Raw genomic sequence first — 17,952 nt, 5'->3', positions numbered from 1 at the left:
GTGGACATCCCAGACATCGACGATCGCACTCGACTCGACTGCGACGTGCTGGTCATCGGCGGCGGCACGGCCGGGACGATGGCCGCCCTCACCGCCGCCGAGAACGGCGCAACCGTTCTGCTGCTGGACAAGGCGCACGTCCGCCACTCCGGGGCGCTCGCGATGGGAATGGACGGGGTGAACAACGCCGTCATCCCCGGTAAGGCGACGCCTGAGGATTACGTCGCCGAGATCACCCGGGCGAACGACGGCATCGTGAACCAGAAGACGGTGTATCAGACGGCCACTCGCGGTTTCGCGATGATCGGGCGGCTGGAACGCTATGGCGTGAAGTTCGAGAAGGACGAGTACGGGGAGTACGCGGTCCGGCGGGTACACCGGTCAGGGGCGTATGTGTTGCCGATGCCCGAAGGCAAGGACGTGAAGAAGGCGCTCTACCGGGTCCTGCGCAAGCGCGACATGCGCGAGAAGATCACCATCGAGAACCGGCTGATGCCCGTGCGGGTCCTGACGGCGAACGGCCGTGCGGTGGGTGCGGCCGCATTGCACACGCGGACCGGCGAATTCGTGGAGATCGGCGCGAAGACGGTGATCCTTGCGACGGGACCGTGCGGCCGGTTGGGCCTGCCCGCGTCCGGCTACCTCTATGGCACCTACGAGAACCCGACGAACGCCGGGGACGGATACTCGATGGCCTACCACGCCGGCGCCGAGCTCAGTGGTATCGAGTGCTTCCAGATCAACCCGCTGATCAAGGATTACAACGGTCCCGCATGTGCCTACGTGGCGAACCCGTTCGGCGGATACCAGGTGAACGCCGAGGGTGAGCGTTTCGTCGACTCCGACTACTGGTCCGGCGACATGATGGCGGAGGTGAAATCGGAGATCGAATCCGCCCGGGGTCCCATCTACCTCAAGGTGAGTCACCTTCCCGACGAGACGCTGGACTCCCTCGAGTCGATCCTGCACACCACCGAGCGGCCCACGCGGGGAACGTTCCACAGCAACCGCGGACACGACTACCGGACCCACGACATCGAGATGCACATCTCCGAGATCGGCCTGTGCAGCGGACACTCCGCATCGGGGGTCTGGGTGGACGAACACGGGCGCACCACCGTCGACGGCCTGTACGCGGCGGGTGACCTCGCCTGCGTGCCACACAATTACATGATCGGCGCGTTCGTGTACGGCGAACTCACCGGTCAACACGCCAGTGACACCGCTCGCGACCTGACAGCGCCCGCGGAACTGCCGATGGACCAGCTGCGAGAGGCCCACGAGCTCATCTACCGGCCGCTCACCCATCCGGATGGGCCTCCGCAACCGCAAGTGGAGTACAAGCTGCGCCGCTTCGTCAACGACTATGTGGCGCCGCCGAAGACGTCGAACAAGCTGGCCATCGCCATCGAGACCTTCGAGCGCATGCGCACCGAGATCGAGGAGATGGGCGGGCGGACCCCGCACGAGCTGATGCGATGCGCGGAGGTGTCGTTCATCCGCGATTGCGCCGAACTGGCCGCGCGGAGTTCGTTGACGCGCACCGAGAGTCGCTGGGGCCTCTATCACGAGCGCGCCGATCTACCCGAGCGCCGGGACGACGAGTGGGGTTACCACCTGAACGTCCGCAAGGCGGCAGACGGCACGATGGAGTTCCTCGGACGGCCGGTGGAGCCGTTCCTGGTCGGGGTCGAGGGCCTGGACCACATCCCGCCCACCGACCGTAGGGTGATCGCGATCGAACAGCCGGTCGTGTCGACGGGGCCGGGGTACCGCGGTGTCGAGAGCCCGGTCCGTGTTTCTCCGCGGGACGCAGAACCGGCCGCACCGGGTTCGCCTCGGATCGTCGAGCTGCTCGGGACGTCGGTGACACACGCGTCGGACCTCGATCCCTACCTGGAAGACTCGGACCCGACCGTCCGCCGGACCGCGATCGCGATGCTGACCGAGAACACACCGGACGGATTCGAGATGGCCGTCGTCGGGGCGCTGTCGGATTCCGTGGGGTCCGTCCGGGGCGCGGCCACGCAGGGTCTGCGGGAACTGGTGGAGATCATCGATCCGACGGTGGAGTTCGTGTCGGCCCTCGCCGGTCACGTGGAATCGACCGACCCGGTCGTCCGGGCGACCGTCATCGACCTGCTCCGCGCCGTGCGCGCCGACCGTGTCGACCTGTTCGTCACCGCAACCGGAGATCCCCACCACCGAGTGCGCATCGAGGCCATCCGGGCGCTGGTGTCGCGCGACGAGTCCGGCCTGATCGCCGGCCTGGCATCGGATCCCGATCGTGAGGTCCGCATCGCGGTGGCCGAGGGACTGGCGACGGTCGGTGCCGGTGGTGCGGAGGCCGTGCGTCGGCTCGGTGCCGACCGCGATCCGCTCGTGCGGGCTGCGGCCTTCTCGGCGATGGCGGTGGTCGGTGACGGCGCCGCCGACGGCCCGATCCTGGTCCGGGCGTTGCGGGAGACCGCGTGGCAGGTGCGCGTCGGCGCGGCGCGCGGGTTGTCGGTCGCGAGGGACGAGACGACGGTCCAGGCCCTGGACGCAGCTCTCGCGGACGTTCACAACGACGTCCGGCGTGCCGCTGCCCTCACCCTCGCGGACTGGGGTGACGATCCCAACGTCCGGCGAATCCTAGAATCCGCCGCGGACGATCCCGACGCCGACGTGCGCGCCGCGGTACGGCGGAGCCTCGCGAGTTCGTTCGTCCCGCACTGAGTTACTGCCCGCCCGGACTGAGTTCACAAACGTGAGGTCATGCTCGTCGGTCCTGAACTCACGGTCGTGAGTTCACGGGTGATAGCCGTGAGCGCAGTCGACAGGGCGACATCGCGAGGGCTACTGCGGGCTGCCGGCAGGTCGCACGACGATCGAGTTCACGTCGACCTCCGGTGGTTGCGAGATCGCGTAGGCGATGGCGTCTGCGATTGCCGACGCCGGTAGCGCCACGGCGCGGTAGGCCTTCATCGACTCGCGTGCGTCAGCGTCCGAGATCGACTCGGCCAATTCCGATTCGGTGACACCGGGAGACACCAGGCTGACGCGTATGGTGCCGTCGGTCTCGATTCGCAGACCATCGGTGATCGCCCGCACAGCGAACTTGGTGGCGCTGTAGACCGCCGATGTCGGAGGCACCTCCCAGGCGCCGACGGAGGCGATGTTGACGATGTGCCCGCCGCCCTGCTCCTGCATCACCGGTAGCGCTGCGGCGATCCCATGGAGGACGCCGCGGATGTTGACGTCGATCATGCGATCCCACTCATCGATCTTCAACGCGGCGAGTGGGGACAGGGGCATGACCCCCGCGTTGTTGATCAAGGCATCGATCCTCCCGAACTCGGCTCCCGCCGTGTCGACGAAGCCCTGCACATCGGATGCGTCGGTGACGTCGAGTTCCCGAAAGGACGCGACACCTCCCTGCGCAGCAATCGATTTCACCAGTTGCTCCAGCCGGTCGGTGCGCCGGGCGCCCAGGAACACCCGATGGCCATCGGCGGCAAGTCGTGCTGCGGTGGCTGCGCCGATGCCGCTGCTGGCGCCGGTGATCACAATGTTCTTCGGATCTGTCATACGTTCTCTCCTTCGAATTCCGGATGTGGTTGTCACCGTAGGAACATCCGGGCGGTGCGTGCCTGGGTGTACTGCACCCACGCAGGCGACCTGCAACAACGGCGCCGGTGGCCCGTGCACGGCTCGCTAGGATGGCGCGTATGGCTGATGACGATCTCGGAGCCTTCTTGCGCGCTCGACGTACTGCCGCGGCCCCGCAGGATTACGCCCTGCCCACCCACACCACGCGTCGGGTACCTGGTCTGCGGCGTGAAGAAGTCGCCGAGATGGCGGGAATGAGCACCGACTACTACACGCGGTTGGAACAGGGACGTGAGCAGCATCCCTCCGAGCAGGTGGTGACCGCGCTGACACGGGCGCTGAGATTGACCGGACATCAAGGCAATCACCTGCGGCTACTCGCAGGACTCGCCCCGCTCCCGGTGTCGACGACGACCCATCTCGATCAGGCGCTCACGCGCATGATGGATTCGTGGGATGACTCCGCAGCTTTCATACTCGATCCGCTGCTGAACATGACACGGCTCAACCCGCTGGCCGAGGCGCTCTTCAGTTCGTTCCGCGACAACCGGAACTATGCCCGAAACGTCTTCCTCGATCCGGCCGGACGACGCTTCTTCGCGGACTGGGACCGGTCGGCGCAGTCGAGTGTCGCATCGCTCCGGGCGACGATGCACCAGCACCCGTCACCCCAGGAGCGGGCCGCGCTCATCGAGGAACTGCGGACGGACGACGAGTTCGACCGGTTGTGGGAGCAGTACGACGTTGCGCCCAAGACCGCCGAGGTCAAGACCCTCAGGCACGAGAGGGTCGGCGACATCACCGTGAGCTTCCACGCCTTTGCCGTGATGAGCGCGCCGGGCCGGCAACTCATCGTCTACCAGCCAGAACCAGGATCGGTGAGCGAGAGCAGATTGTTGACGCTGCGGATCGGAGCCCTGCATCCGGGGCCGACCGGCGTCGGAGCCGCGTCCGACTAGCGCATCGCCGGCCGCCTCCACGACCGTGCCGCGTCACGGACAGCACAGAACAGTGCACCCTCGACACGTTTCGCGAACCGGTTTGCTCCTACGGTGATCCCACATCGACACCGGAGGACTCGGAGGGGCCATGCCGTACGTCACCACACTCGACGGAACCGAGATCTACTACAAGGACTGGGGTGCCGGACGCCCGGTCGTTCTCAGCCACGGGTGGCCGCTGAACTCCGACAGCTGGGAGTCGCAACAGCTCTTCCTGGCGCAGAACGGATATCGGGCCATCGCACACGATCGACGCGGGCACGGACGGTCGTCACAGACCTGGTCCGGCAACGAGATGGACACGTATGCCGATGATCTCGCGGAACTGATCCGGCACCTCGATCTGGAGGAGCTCACGCTCGTCGGATTCTCCACCGGTGGTGGCGAGGTCACGCGCTACATCGGGCGGCACGGGACCGATCGGGTGGCGCAACTGGTGCTGGTCTCCGCGGTGCCCCCGTTCATGCTGAAGACCGACGACAATCCCGGCGGGGTTCCGATCGAGGTGTTCGACGGCATCCGTTCGGCGTCGACCGCCGATCGTTCGCAGACGTACCGGGATCTCGCCGACGGGCCGTTCTTCGGCAACAACCGCCCCGGTCAGAATCCGTCACAGGGGATGCGCGACGCCTTCTGGCGGCAGGGCCTGCAGGCCGGCGCCCACAACGCCTACGAGAGCATCGCCGCGTTCTCGGCCACCGACTTCCGCGCCGACCTCGACACCGTGGACGTGCCTGCCCTCGTCATCCATGGTGACGACGATCAGGTGGTGCCGTTCGAGGTGGGCGGCAAGGCGTCCGCCGCCCAGATCGCGGGCGCCGAACTGAAGGTCTACCCCGGTGCGCCACACGGGATCACCGACACGCACAAGGACGAGCTCAACGACGATCTGCTCACCTTCCTCGACACCTACACCGCCCGCTGAGCCCACACCCCGACCATCGACAAACGGAGACAACACATGACCACACCGTCCCCCGACACCATCGTCCTCATCCACGGCCTGTGGGTCACGCCCCGGTCCTGGGAGGAGTGGATCACCTACTACCAGGACAAGGGGTATCGGGTCATCGCGCCCGCTTATCCCGGCTTCGAGGTGGAGGTCGAGGCGCTGCGCGAGAACTCCGATGTGATCGCGAACCTCACCGTGCCCGCGACCGTCGACCATCTCACCGAGATCATCCGTGCGCTGCCGACGCCGCCGATCATCATGGGCCACTCCTTCGGAGGCGTCCTCACGCAGCTGCTGGTCGCGCGCGGTCTGGGCGCGGCCGCCGTGGTGATCGACTCGGCGCCGACCGAAGGTGTACGCGCGCAACCGCTCTCACAAGTGCGATCGCTGCTCCCGATCCTCAAGCGCTTCTCGAACCGGCACAAGGCCGCCGGATTCACACCCGCGGAGTGGCACTACGCGTTCACCAACACACTGAGCGACGAGCATTCGCGCGCGGTGTACGACCGGTACGCGATAGCCGCCCCCGGGTCGTGGGTGTGGAAGTACGGCGTATTCGCGAACCTCACACCGGGACATCAGGAGACCTGGGTGGACTACCGGCGCGACGACCGTGCACCGCTGCTGTTCATCGCCGGCGGGGCCGACCACATCATGCCGCCGGCGGTCAACAAGTCGAACGCGAAGAAGTACCGTCGGTCGAAGGCGGTGACGGAGTATCACGAGTTCCCCGGACGATCACACTGGACCTGCGGTGAGCCGGGGTGGGAGAAGGTCGCCGACCATGCGCTCCGGTGGGCCGAGGAGCACTCCGGGCGGGCGGCGTTGCCGAGTTGAGTGGTCCCGGGCCCGGCCGGGCGACCATGCTCGGCTCACCTGTGATGGTCGCCGACCGCATGTAGCGTGGATCCCGTGCCACGCGCGACGTCCGCAGACAGCGAACCCATGAGGGCTCACCGGTATGACTGAGCCACCCCTGACGAGTCCGACCTTTGAGTGCCCCGCCGGGACGATCATGGCTCGTGTGGACGGACAGGTCCTCCGCGCCACGGGTATTCGCTACGCGCATGCGACGCGCTTCGAGCAACCGTCCCCGGAGCCACCGGCCGTCGCGCCGATCGACGCGACGTCGTGGTCTCCGGCATGCCCGCAGCGCGACGGTGAGGGGATCGTCCACAACACCTTCGGCGACGCCGCGTTGGGCGAGATGGTCGGCGACGAGCACGCGCAGTACGTGTCGGTCACGGTGCCGGTGGATCGGGGACCTGACGAGCTGCTCCCGGTGATGGTCTGGATACACGGCGGGTCCTACATCATCGGCGCCGCCGACGCTCCCTGCCACGACCCGGCGGCGCTGGTCGCCGAGCAGCGGGTGATCGTGGTGTCGGTGACCTATCGCCTCGGTCTGTTCGGTTTCCTCGGCGACGGCGTCACGCGCCCTGCGAATCTCGGCGTGCTCGACATGATCGAGGCGCTGCGTTGGGTGCAGCGGAACATCTCGTCATTCGGCGGAAATCCCGACGCGGTCACCGTGTTCGGCGAATCGGCGGGCGGGGACGCGATCGCGCAGCTGATGGCGGCCGACGGTGTGCCGGGTCTGTTCCACCGCGCCATCATCCAGAGCGCGCCGCTCGGCATCACCCGCCGACGCGAGCGGTTGCATGCCGACATGTTCGCCGCGTCGCACACGGTGTCGGAATCCGCCACGGTCGAGGAGGTCCTCGCCGTTCAGGATTCGATGATGGCTCCGAAAGCGATTCTGCGACACGGACTACCGGCGTTCATGTCTTTCGGGCCACAGTACGGTCATCATCCGCTGCCGCCTGAGAGCGAGGTGGACGCGGTGTGGGCGGAGCGTGCCCGGGATGTCGAGGTCTTGATCGGTTGGAACAGCCGTGAGGCCGGGTTCTTCACCGCTGCCATCGGTGGGGTGTCGTCGTTGCCCGCGGTGCCGGTGGTCGGTTCCCGCCTGTACGAGTGCCTCGTTCATCAACTGACGAGTGCCATCTACACGTCTGCGGCCGATCGCTTCGCTCGGCGACACCGGCGGGCCGGTGGTAAGGCCGCCCAGTACGTCATCGACTGGGGTGCCGACGATCACCCACTCCGCGCGGTGCACACCGTCGACATCCCGTTGCTGTTCGGAAGTCCGGAGATCTGGGCAGGGGCTCCCATCCTGGCCGGACACGAAGCCGACCGGGCTGAGCGAGACGGTCGGCAGCTCCGCCGGATCTGGGCCGATTTCGCCCGGAACGGGTGGACCTCACCGGGCGACGTGCCCGGTCTGATCCGGTTCCCGTGACCTGCGGCATCTCGGAGCGACGTCGTCAACACCACCGACACCCCGGCGACCGGGAGTTCTTCACCCTCCTGGGTTTCGAGATCAACGGCCGGCCGGTTCGATCCTCGCTCACCCCCTGGTGACCGGCACGAGTAGCCGGGACGGGGCGTCCGGTCCCCAGTGCACGGTGGCCCGCCCACGGGAACCGCTTTCATAAGCCGCGGGTGCATTGCCGGTGAGCGGGTTTCGCGGCCACAACCAACGGCCGGCGATGACCAACCGTAATTGTTCGCCGTGCCGGAATGCAGTGGCGGACGGGCCGAGTGGGATGTCGACCTGCACGATCTCGCCCGGCTCGAGGGGTTGGCGGCGTTCGTAGGTGGGGACGGGTGCGTGGGGCGTGGACAGGGCGGGGTCGAGCTCGCGCAGGGACGCGCGCAGCCAGCCGGTGGTGATCCGGTCACGGCCGAAGCCGTAGGAACCCTCGAACGGAACGTACTCTGTGCCACGCCACTTCTCGAGTCCGACGAACAGGTCGACGTCGTCGGCGTCGGTGACGGAGACGAACAGGCGCAGCGCCGCCGGCCCGCAGATCTCGGTGTCGGCGCCGAACGTGATACCGAAGCGCACAGCGGTTTTCGCTGGATCGAAGGAGATCGAACCGGCGTCGGGCTCATCGGATGTGAGCCCTTCGGAGCCGACGAACAGCGAGGTCCACTGCGTCGAGGCCGGCGGCCACCGGCTCTCGTCGCGGACGTCGACCACCGCGTCCCGGCTCTCGCGCACCTCGAGTCGGACCGCCGGCAATTGCGGCGCGGTGGAGTCCTCTCCCAGATGTCGTGCGAGGAAGTCGATCTGGGCTCGCTGCGATTCCGCGGAGTAGAACGTCGCCCACTTGCCGCCGCGGTGGGTGTAGAGATGCTTCTCGATCGACGAGATCTTCTCGAAGCCGCGCATCGATCCGCGGCTGTGCAGGTTGTTGTCGGAGAAACTGCCGCAGACCAGGGCGGGTACCTCGATGGCGGCGAGGTCGGGCACGAGCGAACGCCAGTAGTCATCACGCAGGGGATGTTCGGCGGTCTCGGTGCTGATGTCGTACGCGAGACGGTTGGTCTTCACCCCCCGACTCCACATCTTGATGAAGCCTGTTTCCCGAATGCCGCCGGGGCGCATCAGATCCCGGTACGCGTCGGTGAAGCCCTCCCAGGGCACGATCGCGACGAGATGTGGTGGTCGTGTCGCTGCCGCCTCCCACTGGGTGATCGCGAGGTAGGAGACACCCAGCATGGCGACCCGCCCGGTGCTCCACGGCTGCACGGCCGCCCACTCGACCAGGTCGTGGACGTCCTCGCCCTCTTGGCCGGCAAAGGGGCTGCCGATGCCGTCGGAGTGGCCGCAGCCACGCAGATCCGCGTTCACGACGACGTAACCCTGCGCGGTCCAGAACGCCGGATCGGGGGACTCCCAGCTGGTCAGCGAGGAGAAGCGCACGGGTGCGGTCTGCCGCAGGGCGCGGTACTGGAACGGCAGCGTGTGACCCGTGCCGAACCGCTTCGGGGTCGGGAGATTGTCCTTGCCGTACGGGTGAGCACTGAGAATCACCGGAAACGGACCGTCACCCACCGGACGGTGGACGTTGACCCGCAGGACGGTGCCGTCGCGAGTGAGCACCTCGGAGTCCCGCTCGATGACCATCGAGTCCGGATCGGGCGTGTACACCTCGACCGGCGGACGGAGGGCTCCTCGAATACGCGTCAACGCGTACCGCGCCGCACCGGGGCGGCGCCATGGGCGGTCGAGCGCGGCGGCATCCGACGGTGTGTGAGGCAAGAACGGCGGTGTCGGGACCATGGATTCTCCTGGCATTCTCTGCGCGCGAAACGTCCCTCACCGTACGGGGGTTTCGGTTGCCGGGGGCGGGTCCGCGCAGGGGGGATCGGGTCCTGGTGCATGTCCTACCCGCATGCGAACATGTGTTCTATGCACATCGAGCGTCGGGAGCGGCGAGACGCGTCGATCCTGCACGCCGATCTCGACTCGTTCTACGCGTCGGTCGAGCAGCGGGACGACCCGGCACTGCGGGGGCGACCCGTCCTCGTCGGCGGGGGAGTCGTCCTCGCGGCGAGCTATGAGGCCAAGGCGCGCGGCGTGCGATCGCCGATGCCCGGCCACGAGGCGCGCGCACTGTGCCCCGACGCAGTGGTGGTGTCCCCGCGATTCGAGGCCTACATGGAGGCCAGTCGCGAGGTCTTCGACATCTTCCACGACACGACTCCGGTGGTGGAGGGGATCTCGGTCGACGAGGCGTTCCTCGATGTCGGCGGTCTCGGTCGCATCAGCGGAACGCCGCACGAGGTGGCGGCGACGATCCGGCGGCGCGTCCGGGAGGAGGTGGGACTGCCGATCACGGTCGGCGGTGCGCGCAGCAAGTTCCTCGCCAAGGTCGCCAGCGCCGTCGGCAAACCCGACGGCCTCCTCATCGTCGAACCGGGTACCGAGCTCGACTTCCTGCATCCGCTCCCGGTCCGCCGGCTGTGGGGCGTCGGACCGGTCACCGAGGCCAAACTGCACGATGCGGGCGTCGAGACGGTGGGTCAACTGGCCGCCCTCGGGGAGCGATCGTTGCGCGGCATCGTCGGTTCAGGTTCCGGTAGACACCTCTTCGCGTTGTCGCTCGCGCAAGACCCGCGGCGGGTCGAGACCGGCAAGAGGCGCAGCTCGATCGGTTCGCAGCGCGCGCTCGGTCGGCGCCCGAAATCCGAGGCCGACCTCGAGGCGACGATCACCGCGATCGTCGAGCGGCTGGGCAAACGACTCCGAACGGCCGAGCGGGTCTGCCGGACGGTGGTGCTGCGGCTGCGCTTCGACGACTTCACCCGGGCCACCCGGTCCCGCACGTTGCTCGAGTCCACCGACCGCACCGACCTCATCATGGCGTCGGCGCGCGGTCTCCTCGCCGATGCCATGCCGATCATCCGCGAACGGGGGTGCACCCTCGTCGGACTTTCGCTGACCAACCTGGACGACCACGACAACATCCAGTTGACCCTGCCCTTCGACACCGACCACGCCGAAGAGCTCGACGCGACGATGGATCTGCTGAAGGAGCGGTTCGGTCGCGACTCCGTCACCCGCGCGGTGCTCATCGGACGGACCCACGGCGACGACGCACCGATGTTGCCCGACTGAGGATTTCGTAGCGAGAATGCGCGCTATCAGCGCATCCGCGCTACGAATTTCCCGGAAATCCTCGGGTGCGCGAAAAGCGCAAAACGATACTTATGCGCTCAAGCGTGACTGTGATGCCGGTAACGCCAACACTTCTGATGTGACCACCGATGTGGTCGTCCTCACATCCGCTTGAAGAATCGAGTAAGACAATGTTGGTAGCACTCGGCCTCGGGATGGTCGCCACCTTCATGGTGCTGATCATCACCAAGCGGGCGACGCCCGTGGTGGCGCTGATCCTCGTCCCCGTCGCCTTCGGCCTCTTCGCCGGTGCCGGCCTCGGCATCAGCGACATGATCACCGACGGCATCAAAGACCTCGCCCCGACGGCTGCGATGCTGTTCTTCGCGATCATCTTCTTCGGGATCATGATCGACGTCGGCCTCTTCGACCCGGTGGTCCGGGCGGTCGTCCGCGCCGTGCACGACGACCCGGCGCGGCTGGTGGTCGGCACCGCGGTGCTCGCCGGTGTCGTATCCCTCGACGGCGACGGTTCGACGACCTTCATCATCACGACGGCCGCACTGCTGCCGCTGTACCTCAAGCTCGGTGTCAGCCCGGTCGTCCTCACCGTCGTGGCCGGACTCACCAACGGCACGATGAACATCCTCCCGTGGGGCGGACCCACCGCCCGCGCCGCGAGTGCGCTGAACATCGACACCAACGACGTCTTCGTCCCGATGGTCCCCGCGCTGGTGGCCGCTCTGGTCGTCGTGCTGCTCTTCGCCTATCACCTCGGTGTGCTGGAACGCCGCCGCATCGGCAAGCTGCAGATCAGGGACTCGATCCTCGCACCGAAGGAGGAGGTGCTCGTCGCCGCCGGCGGTGGGACCGGATTGCCGCCCCGGAGTCGTCGTGCACGCGGTTCGGGTTCGGCCGGGACCGGCTCAGCCGCTTACGACGACGCCCCCACCGGCGATCACGACCTGAGCGCCACCGTCGCGAACCCGAGTGACGACGACCGCGATGCGTCCTTCTCGGGCGTCCTCGATCCCAACCGGGAAACCCTGCGCCCCAAGCTCTTCTGGGTGAACGCGGGCCTCACCGTGGCTCTGCTGGCCATCCTCGGCGCCGACATCATCGCGATCCCCGTGCTGTTCATGATCTTCGCCGGGATCGCCCTGGCCATCAACTTCCCGCACGTCAAGCAGCAGCAGGAGGCCATCACCCGGCACAGTTCCAGCATCGTGTCGGTGGTCGCCATGGTCCTCGCCGCCGCCGTGCTCACCGGGGTCTTCAACGGCACCGGAATGGTCGACGCCATCGCGCACTGGCTCGCCGACGGCATCCCCGACTGGATGGGCCCCCACATGGCCATCGTGATCGGCGTGCTCTCGATCCCGCTCACCTTCCTGATGAGCAACGACGCCTTCTACTACGGAGTGCTGCCGGTGCTGTCGGAGACCGCGACCCGCTACGGCATCGACCCCACGGAGATGGCTCGCGCCTCGATCACCGGCCAGACCGTGCACATGCAGAGCCCGCTCGTCCCGGCCATCCTGCTGCTGGTCGCGCTGGCCGGGGTCTCCCTTGCCGACCACCACAAGAAGGTCCTGTGGCGCGCCACGGTCGTCTCCCTGGTGATGCTCGCAGTCGGCGTCCTGGTCGGGGCCATCCCGTTCTGATCGACGTCGCGGCGACGCCGGTCCCTCTCGAAGCCGACGCGGCGATCCGTTCCCCACGGATCGCCGCGCCGGCACGGCACTAGGCTGGCGTCATGCGTTTGCGGACGCAGGTGCTGCTCCTGCAGCTGGCGGTGATCGCCGTCAGCCTCGTCGTCGGGTTCGGTCTGGTCATCGCCGGCGCCGACGACCGCGTGCGGGAGGAATACGCACAGCGGGCTCTCGCGATCGCCCAGTCGGTCGCCGCCGATGCCGAGGTCCGCAGCGAGGTGGCCGCCCATCCGGGCACCCGAGTGAATGCGTCCGACCTGCTCGACGGCCCGCTCCAGCGTCAGGCCGCGGCTGTGCGGGCGCGCACCGGAGCCCTGTTCGTCGTCATCGGCAACGATCGCGGCATCCGTCTCGCTCACCCGGAGGCGTCGGAGCTCGCCAGGATGGTGTCCACCGACCCGTCGAAGGTGCTGTCCGGGTCGGACGACGTCACCACCGACCGGGGCACGCTCGGGGAATCGGTACGGGCGAAGGTTCCGGTCCTGAGCGCGGACGGCACGGTGGTCGGGTTCATCAGCGTCGGCGTCTCCACCGAACGGCTGGCGTCGGAGACCCGCAGCGACATCATCGCGACCTCGCTCCTCGCGCTCACGGCACTGGGCATCGGGGCGGTGGGCTCGGCGCTGCTGGCTCGCCGCTGGCGTCGGCTCACGCTCGGATTGGAGTCCGACGAACTGGCCGAACTCGTCCGGGAGCAGGGTGCGGTGCTGCACTCGATGGCCGACGGCGTGCTCGCCGTCGACGCCGACGGCATCGTCCGCGTCGTCAACGACAGGGCGCGTGCACTGCTCGCCGTCGACGCACCCGTCGGCACGCCGGCCGCCGACCTCGGCCTCAGCCCGCGGGTGGCCGCCGTCCTGGCCACCCCGACCACCGAGCCACTCGCCGCGAGTGTCGGTGAGCGGGTCGTGCTGGTGAGTTCGCATCGGGTGCGCGCCGACGGCCGCGATCTCGGCATGGTCCTGTCGGTGATCGATCGCACCGACGTCGAGGCGCTGAGCCGCGAGGTGGACTCGATCCGATCGATGAGCACGGCCCTACGCGCGCAGCGTCACGAGACGGCCAACCGGATGCACGTGCTCGCCGGCCTCCTCCGGCACGGGCACGCCGACGAAGCGCTGGCCTACCTGGACGAGGTCACCGGCACCGGACCGGGCGGAGCGCTCCTCACCGGACTCGACAATGTGCGCGAGCCGCATCTGCACGCATTTCTCGATGCGAAGGCGGCCCAGGCACGGGAGCGCCGCGTCGTGTTGCGACTGGGCGACCAGACCTGGCTCCAGGGTGCGCTCACCGAACCCGTCGTCGTCACCACCGTGCTCGGCAACCTCGTCGACAACGCCATCGATGCCGCCGGCTCGGGCGATGGCACGGGAGCCGAATCCGGCACGGGGGAGACCGGGGAGGTCGAGGTCGAGGTGATCGCCGACGACGACACCATCCTGGTCACCGTCGGGGACTCGGGTCCGGGCATCTCCTTCGACGATCCCGACGACGTCTTCGCCGAGGGCGCCACGACGAAGTCGGGCGCGCACGTGCCCGGCGGCCGCGGCATGGGCCTCGCCCTGGCCCGGCAGATCGCGCGTCGAATCGGTGGGGACGTCTGGGTCGCCGACGCGGGTGGGCAGGCTCACGGCGAGCAAGAGCTCCGCGGTGCCGTGTTCGTCGCCCGCCTGCCGGGCGTACTCGCGCCGACGGAGGGCACCGCGAGCAGCGACGCCGGGGACCTCGGCGACACCGACGAGCCGGGAGGCCACTGATGACCGACGACCTCGGCGTCCTGATAGTCGACGACGACTTCCGGGTCGCCGCACTGCATTCCACGATCGTCGATGCCGTGCGGGGGTTCACCGTCCGTGCGCGTGCGGGGAGCATCGGTGCCGCGCGGCAGGCGGTGGCCGAGCACCCCGACATCGACCTCGCGCTGCTGGACGTCTACCTGCCGGACGGCTCGGGCATCGATCTGGTCGCCGAACTCGACTGCGACTGCTTCATCGTCGGCGCCGAGACCGATGCATCGGCGGTGCGTGCTGCGATGCGTGCCGGTGCGCTCGCCTACCTGATCAAGCCTTTCGACGACGCCGACCTCGCACGTCGGCTGGCCGGTTACGCCCAGTACCGGCGGGTGCTGGCGGGCGAGAACGTCGACCAGCATGCCGTCGACGCCGCCCTCTCGGCACTGCGCTTCGGTACTCGCGCCGCGGACCGGGCAGAGGGTGGGTCACCGACCGAACAGCGCATCCTGGCACTGTTCACCGCCGGTACGCCGCTGTTCGCCGACGACGTCTCCCGCGAGATCGGTGTCGCGGCACCGACCGCGCGCCGGCACCTCGCGAACCTCGTCGCCGCCGGCCGCCTCAAGATGTCGCTGCAATACGGCACCACCGGCCGGCCGCGGCAGGAGTATCGGCTGCCCGAGGCGTGAGTCCGGGATTGCCCGGCACCGGTCGCCGACGCCTGCCGAGGATTAGAGTGGTGACCCATGACGACGCGTGTTGAACCCGGCGCCGGGAGCGGAGCGAGCGGGCCGAGAGTTGCGGGTGGGGGCAATCCGGATCTGATCACGGTGGATGTGCCGACGCATTGGTACAACCTCGCCGCCGAGCTCGACTCCCCGATCCCGCCGCACCTGCATCCCGGCACCAGGGAGCCGGTCGGCCCGGACGATCTCGCCGCACTGTTCCCGAGTGGGCTCATCGCGCAGGAGGTGTCCACCGAGCCCTACATCGAGATCCCGGATCCGGTACGCGAGATCTACCGCATGTGGCGGCCGTCGCCGTTGATCCGCGCGCGCCGTTTCGAACAGGCGCTGAACACCAAGGCGCGGATCTACGTGAAATACGAGGGCGTGAGTCCGGTCGGCAGTCACAAGACCAATTCCGCTGTCGCGCAGGCTTACTACAACAGCATCGATGGTGTCACCAAACTGACCACGGAGACCGGGGCCGGGCAATGGGGCAGCGCGCTCGCATTCGCCGGCGCGCAGTTCGGTATCGACGTCGAGGTGTGGCAGGTGCGTGCGTCGTACAGCTCGAAGCCGTACCGCGGGTTCCTGATCCGCACCTATGGCGGCACCATCCACCCGAGCCCCTCGGAGCTGACCGAGTCGGGCCGTGCGATGCTCGCCAAGGACCCCGACACCACCGGGAGCCTGGGCATGGCGGTCAGCGAGGCCGTGGAGGTCGCCGCCGCCGATCCCGACACCCGGTACGCACTGGGCAGCGTGCTCAATCACGTGGTGCTGCACCAGAGCGTCATCGGGCAGGAGGCCGTCGAGCAGCTGAACGCAGTGGAGCCCGGCGGTGCCGATATCGTGTTCGGTTGCGCCGGAGGCGGTTCGAATCTGGCCGGGTTGTCGTTCCCGTTCCTGCGGGAGAAGCTGCACGGTCGCTCGGACCCGCGGGTCGTCGCCGCGGAGCCCGCCGCGTGCCCGTCGATCACGCAGGGGGAGTACCGCTACGATCACGGTGACGTCGCCGGACTCACGCCGCTGCTCAAGATGCACACTCTCGGAATGGATTTCGTGCCCGATCCGATCCACGCCGGTGGTCTGCGCTACCACGGCATGGCACCGGCGTTGAGCCACACGGTGGAGCTCGGCCTGGTCCAGGGCGTCGCCATCTCCCAGCATGATGCGTTCGCCGCGGGCGTGCAGTTCGCCCGGACCCAGGGCATCGTCCCGGCCCCTGAATCGACCCACGCGATCGCGGCCTGCGCCGCGCACGTCGCCGACAGCGACAAGGAGGAGGTCGTGGTGATCGGATTGTCGGGCCACGGCCAACTCGATCTGCCGGCCTACGCCGAGTTCCTCGAGGGCAACTTCTGAATCGAACCCGCACAGTGTTGCCGGCGATGCGGACCGTCGGCGTCGACCTGTCCGCATCGCCGGTGAAAACAGCTGTGGCATGCGTGGATTGGCGTGCCGACCGGGCGGAGCTGACCGAGCTCGTCGTCGGTGCGGACGACGCCGCCATCCGGCGGCTGGCCGACGGGGCCACCCGGATCGGGATCGACTCTCCCTTCGGCTGGCCCGACGAGTTCGTCGACTTCGTCGTCGCGCACCACCGCAACGAGCTGCCGAGGGGCCGCGAACTCGACGACATCACTCGTCGACGACCACTTGCGCTGCGTCGCACCGATCTCCGGATCGTCGAAACCGGAGTGGGCCGCCCGCTCAGTGTGTCGGCCGACCAGATCGCGCACGTCGCGTTCCGATGCGCGGGGTTGCTCGCGGACCTGGGCGTCGACGACCGCGTCGACGGATGGGCGGTCGAGGCGTACCCCGCGGGGGCGCTCAAGCGGTGGGGACTGACCTCGCGCGGATACAAGCGTGCCGCGAACGTGCCGGTTCTCGCCGCACTGGCCGACGCTCTGCAAGCGGCTGCGCCATGGCTGGATCTCGGCGATCACGCCGAGACGATGGCGCGTGACGACGACGCGTTCGACGCCGTGATCACCGCGCTGATCGCGCGCGCCGCGCAGCTCGGCCGGACCACGTCGCCCGACACGGCCGATCGGCCGGTCGCCACCCGCGAGGGTTGGATCCATGTACCCACCGGCGAACTGTCGGAATTGATCTGACCTCCCCCGCGCGGCTCGGCGCGAGCACGCTCAGACCAGTGCCAGGCGCATGAGCACGCGCGGAAACCCGGCGAGGACCGACGAGGTGTCGGCGGCCTTGACGAATCCGGCCTTCTCGAACAGGCCGCGGGTCCCGACGTAGGCCATCGTCAGATCGACCTTGGCGCCCTTGTTGTCCACGGGGTAACCCTCGATCGCCGGCGCACCGTTCGACCGCGCGTAGTCGACGGCCCCGGCGAGGAGCGCATGCGAGATCCCCTGCTTGCGATGACCGGGACGGACGCGGATGCACCAGACCGACCACACCGGGAGGTCGTCCACATGGGGGATTCGCCGGTTCCGCGCGAAGCTCGTGTCCGCGCGCGGCGACACGGCCGCCCAGCCGACGACCTCACCCGCGTCGTCGTAGGCGAGCACGCCCAGCGGGATACCGCTGTCGCACAGCTCTTTCACGAACTCGCCGCGCTGTTCGCGGACCAGCTCCTGGTTCTGCTTGCTCGGTATTCGGTAACTCAGACACCAGCAGACGTTCGAGGTCGGCTTCTTCGGGCCGACCATCGTCGCGATGTCGTCGAAGATCACCGCGGGACGGACCTCGATGGGCATGTCCCCCAGCATCGCCGCTGCCGTCCGAGACAGCAAGGG

General features: G+C 68.2%; 14 protein-coding genes. 11 read left to right on the top strand and 3 right to left on the bottom strand.

The annotated features are described in order from the left end of the window. Positions 1 to 2,718, top strand: a complete 2,718-nt coding sequence (locus AC3B6C_RS06515; protein ID WP_488375443.1) for a fumarate reductase/succinate dehydrogenase flavoprotein subunit — start codon at positions 1 to 3, stop codon at positions 2,716 to 2,718. Positions 2,719 to 2,838: 120 nt separating this feature from the next. On the opposite strand, the gene AC3B6C_RS06510 is transcribed toward AC3B6C_RS06515, so the two are convergent. Next, positions 2,839 to 3,570, bottom strand: a complete 732-nt coding sequence (locus AC3B6C_RS06510; RefSeq protein ID WP_488375442.1) for an SDR family oxidoreductase — start codon at positions 3,568 to 3,570, stop codon at positions 2,839 to 2,841. A gap of 140 nt (positions 3,571 to 3,710) precedes the next feature. Between AC3B6C_RS06510 and AC3B6C_RS06505 the strand changes: the two genes are divergently transcribed. The 4 genes from AC3B6C_RS06505 (at position 3,711) to AC3B6C_RS06490 (ending at position 7,846) form a co-directional block, all read left to right on the top strand. Then, complete coding sequence (locus AC3B6C_RS06505; protein WP_488375441.1) at positions 3,711 to 4,550, top strand: helix-turn-helix transcriptional regulator; 840 nt, start codon at positions 3,711 to 3,713, stop codon at positions 4,548 to 4,550. A gap of 130 nt (positions 4,551 to 4,680) precedes the next feature. Beyond that, positions 4,681 to 5,517, top strand: a complete 837-nt coding sequence (locus AC3B6C_RS06500) for an alpha/beta fold hydrolase (protein ID WP_488375440.1) — start codon at positions 4,681 to 4,683, stop codon at positions 5,515 to 5,517. A 36-nt stretch (positions 5,518 to 5,553) separates the two neighbouring features. Next, a complete protein-coding gene (locus AC3B6C_RS06495; protein ID WP_488375439.1) occupies positions 5,554 to 6,381 on the top strand; it encodes an alpha/beta hydrolase in 828 nt (275 codons plus the stop codon). Positions 6,382 to 6,505: 124 nt separating this feature from the next. Then, positions 6,506 to 7,846, top strand: coding sequence for a carboxylesterase family protein (locus AC3B6C_RS06490; protein ID WP_488375438.1), 1,341 nt, complete (start codon positions 6,506 to 6,508; stop codon positions 7,844 to 7,846). A 108-nt stretch (positions 7,847 to 7,954) separates the two neighbouring features. On the opposite strand, the gene AC3B6C_RS06485 is transcribed toward AC3B6C_RS06490, so the two are convergent. Then, the gene (locus tag AC3B6C_RS06485) at positions 7,955 to 9,676 is read right to left on the bottom strand and encodes a CocE/NonD family hydrolase (protein ID WP_488375436.1); all 1,722 of its coding nucleotides are present in this window, start codon (positions 9,674 to 9,676) and stop codon (positions 7,955 to 7,957) included. 129 nt (positions 9,677 to 9,805) lie between these two features. On the opposite strand from AC3B6C_RS06485, the gene dinB reads away from it, so the two are divergent. From dinB to AC3B6C_RS06455, 6 genes are all read left to right on the top strand, one after another. Continuing rightward, positions 9,806 to 11,014, top strand: a complete 1,209-nt coding sequence (gene dinB, locus AC3B6C_RS06480) for a DNA polymerase IV (protein ID WP_488375434.1) — start codon at positions 9,806 to 9,808, stop codon at positions 11,012 to 11,014. Between the two features lie 191 nt (positions 11,015 to 11,205). Next, positions 11,206 to 12,678 carry a CitMHS family transporter gene (locus tag AC3B6C_RS06475; RefSeq protein ID WP_010843891.1) on the top strand — a complete coding sequence of 491 codons (1,473 nt, stop codon included), beginning with the start codon at positions 11,206 to 11,208 and terminating at the stop codon, positions 12,676 to 12,678. Positions 12,679 to 12,770: 92 nt separating this feature from the next. Then, a complete protein-coding gene (locus AC3B6C_RS06470; protein WP_488375433.1) occupies positions 12,771 to 14,486 on the top strand; it encodes a sensor histidine kinase in 1,716 nt (571 codons plus the stop codon). Further along, positions 14,486 to 15,151 carry a response regulator gene (locus tag AC3B6C_RS06465; RefSeq protein WP_010843893.1) on the top strand — a complete coding sequence of 222 codons (666 nt, stop codon included), beginning with the start codon at positions 14,486 to 14,488 and terminating at the stop codon, positions 15,149 to 15,151. Before AC3B6C_RS06470 ends, AC3B6C_RS06465 begins: the two co-directional genes overlap by 1 nt. A gap of 57 nt (positions 15,152 to 15,208) precedes the next feature. Continuing rightward, entirely contained in the window at positions 15,209 to 16,552 is a 1,344-nt protein-coding gene (locus AC3B6C_RS06460; RefSeq protein ID WP_488375432.1) for a TrpB-like pyridoxal phosphate-dependent enzyme, read from the top strand. A 26-nt stretch (positions 16,553 to 16,578) separates the two neighbouring features. Further along, positions 16,579 to 17,307 carry a DUF429 domain-containing protein gene (locus AC3B6C_RS06455; protein ID WP_488375431.1) on the top strand — a complete coding sequence of 243 codons (729 nt, stop codon included), beginning with the start codon at positions 16,579 to 16,581 and terminating at the stop codon, positions 17,305 to 17,307. Positions 17,308 to 17,337: 30 nt separating this feature from the next. On the opposite strand, the gene AC3B6C_RS06450 is transcribed toward AC3B6C_RS06455, so the two are convergent. Continuing rightward, on the bottom strand, positions 17,338 to 17,913 hold the full coding sequence (locus tag AC3B6C_RS06450; RefSeq protein ID WP_010843896.1) for a GNAT family N-acetyltransferase: 576 nt from the start codon (positions 17,911 to 17,913) through the stop codon (positions 17,338 to 17,340). Positions 17,914 to 17,952: the final 39 nt, after the last annotated feature.

The organism is Gordonia sp. 11cp, from assembly GCF_057767225.1.
This window is presented reverse-complemented; position numbering and strand designations above follow the sequence as displayed.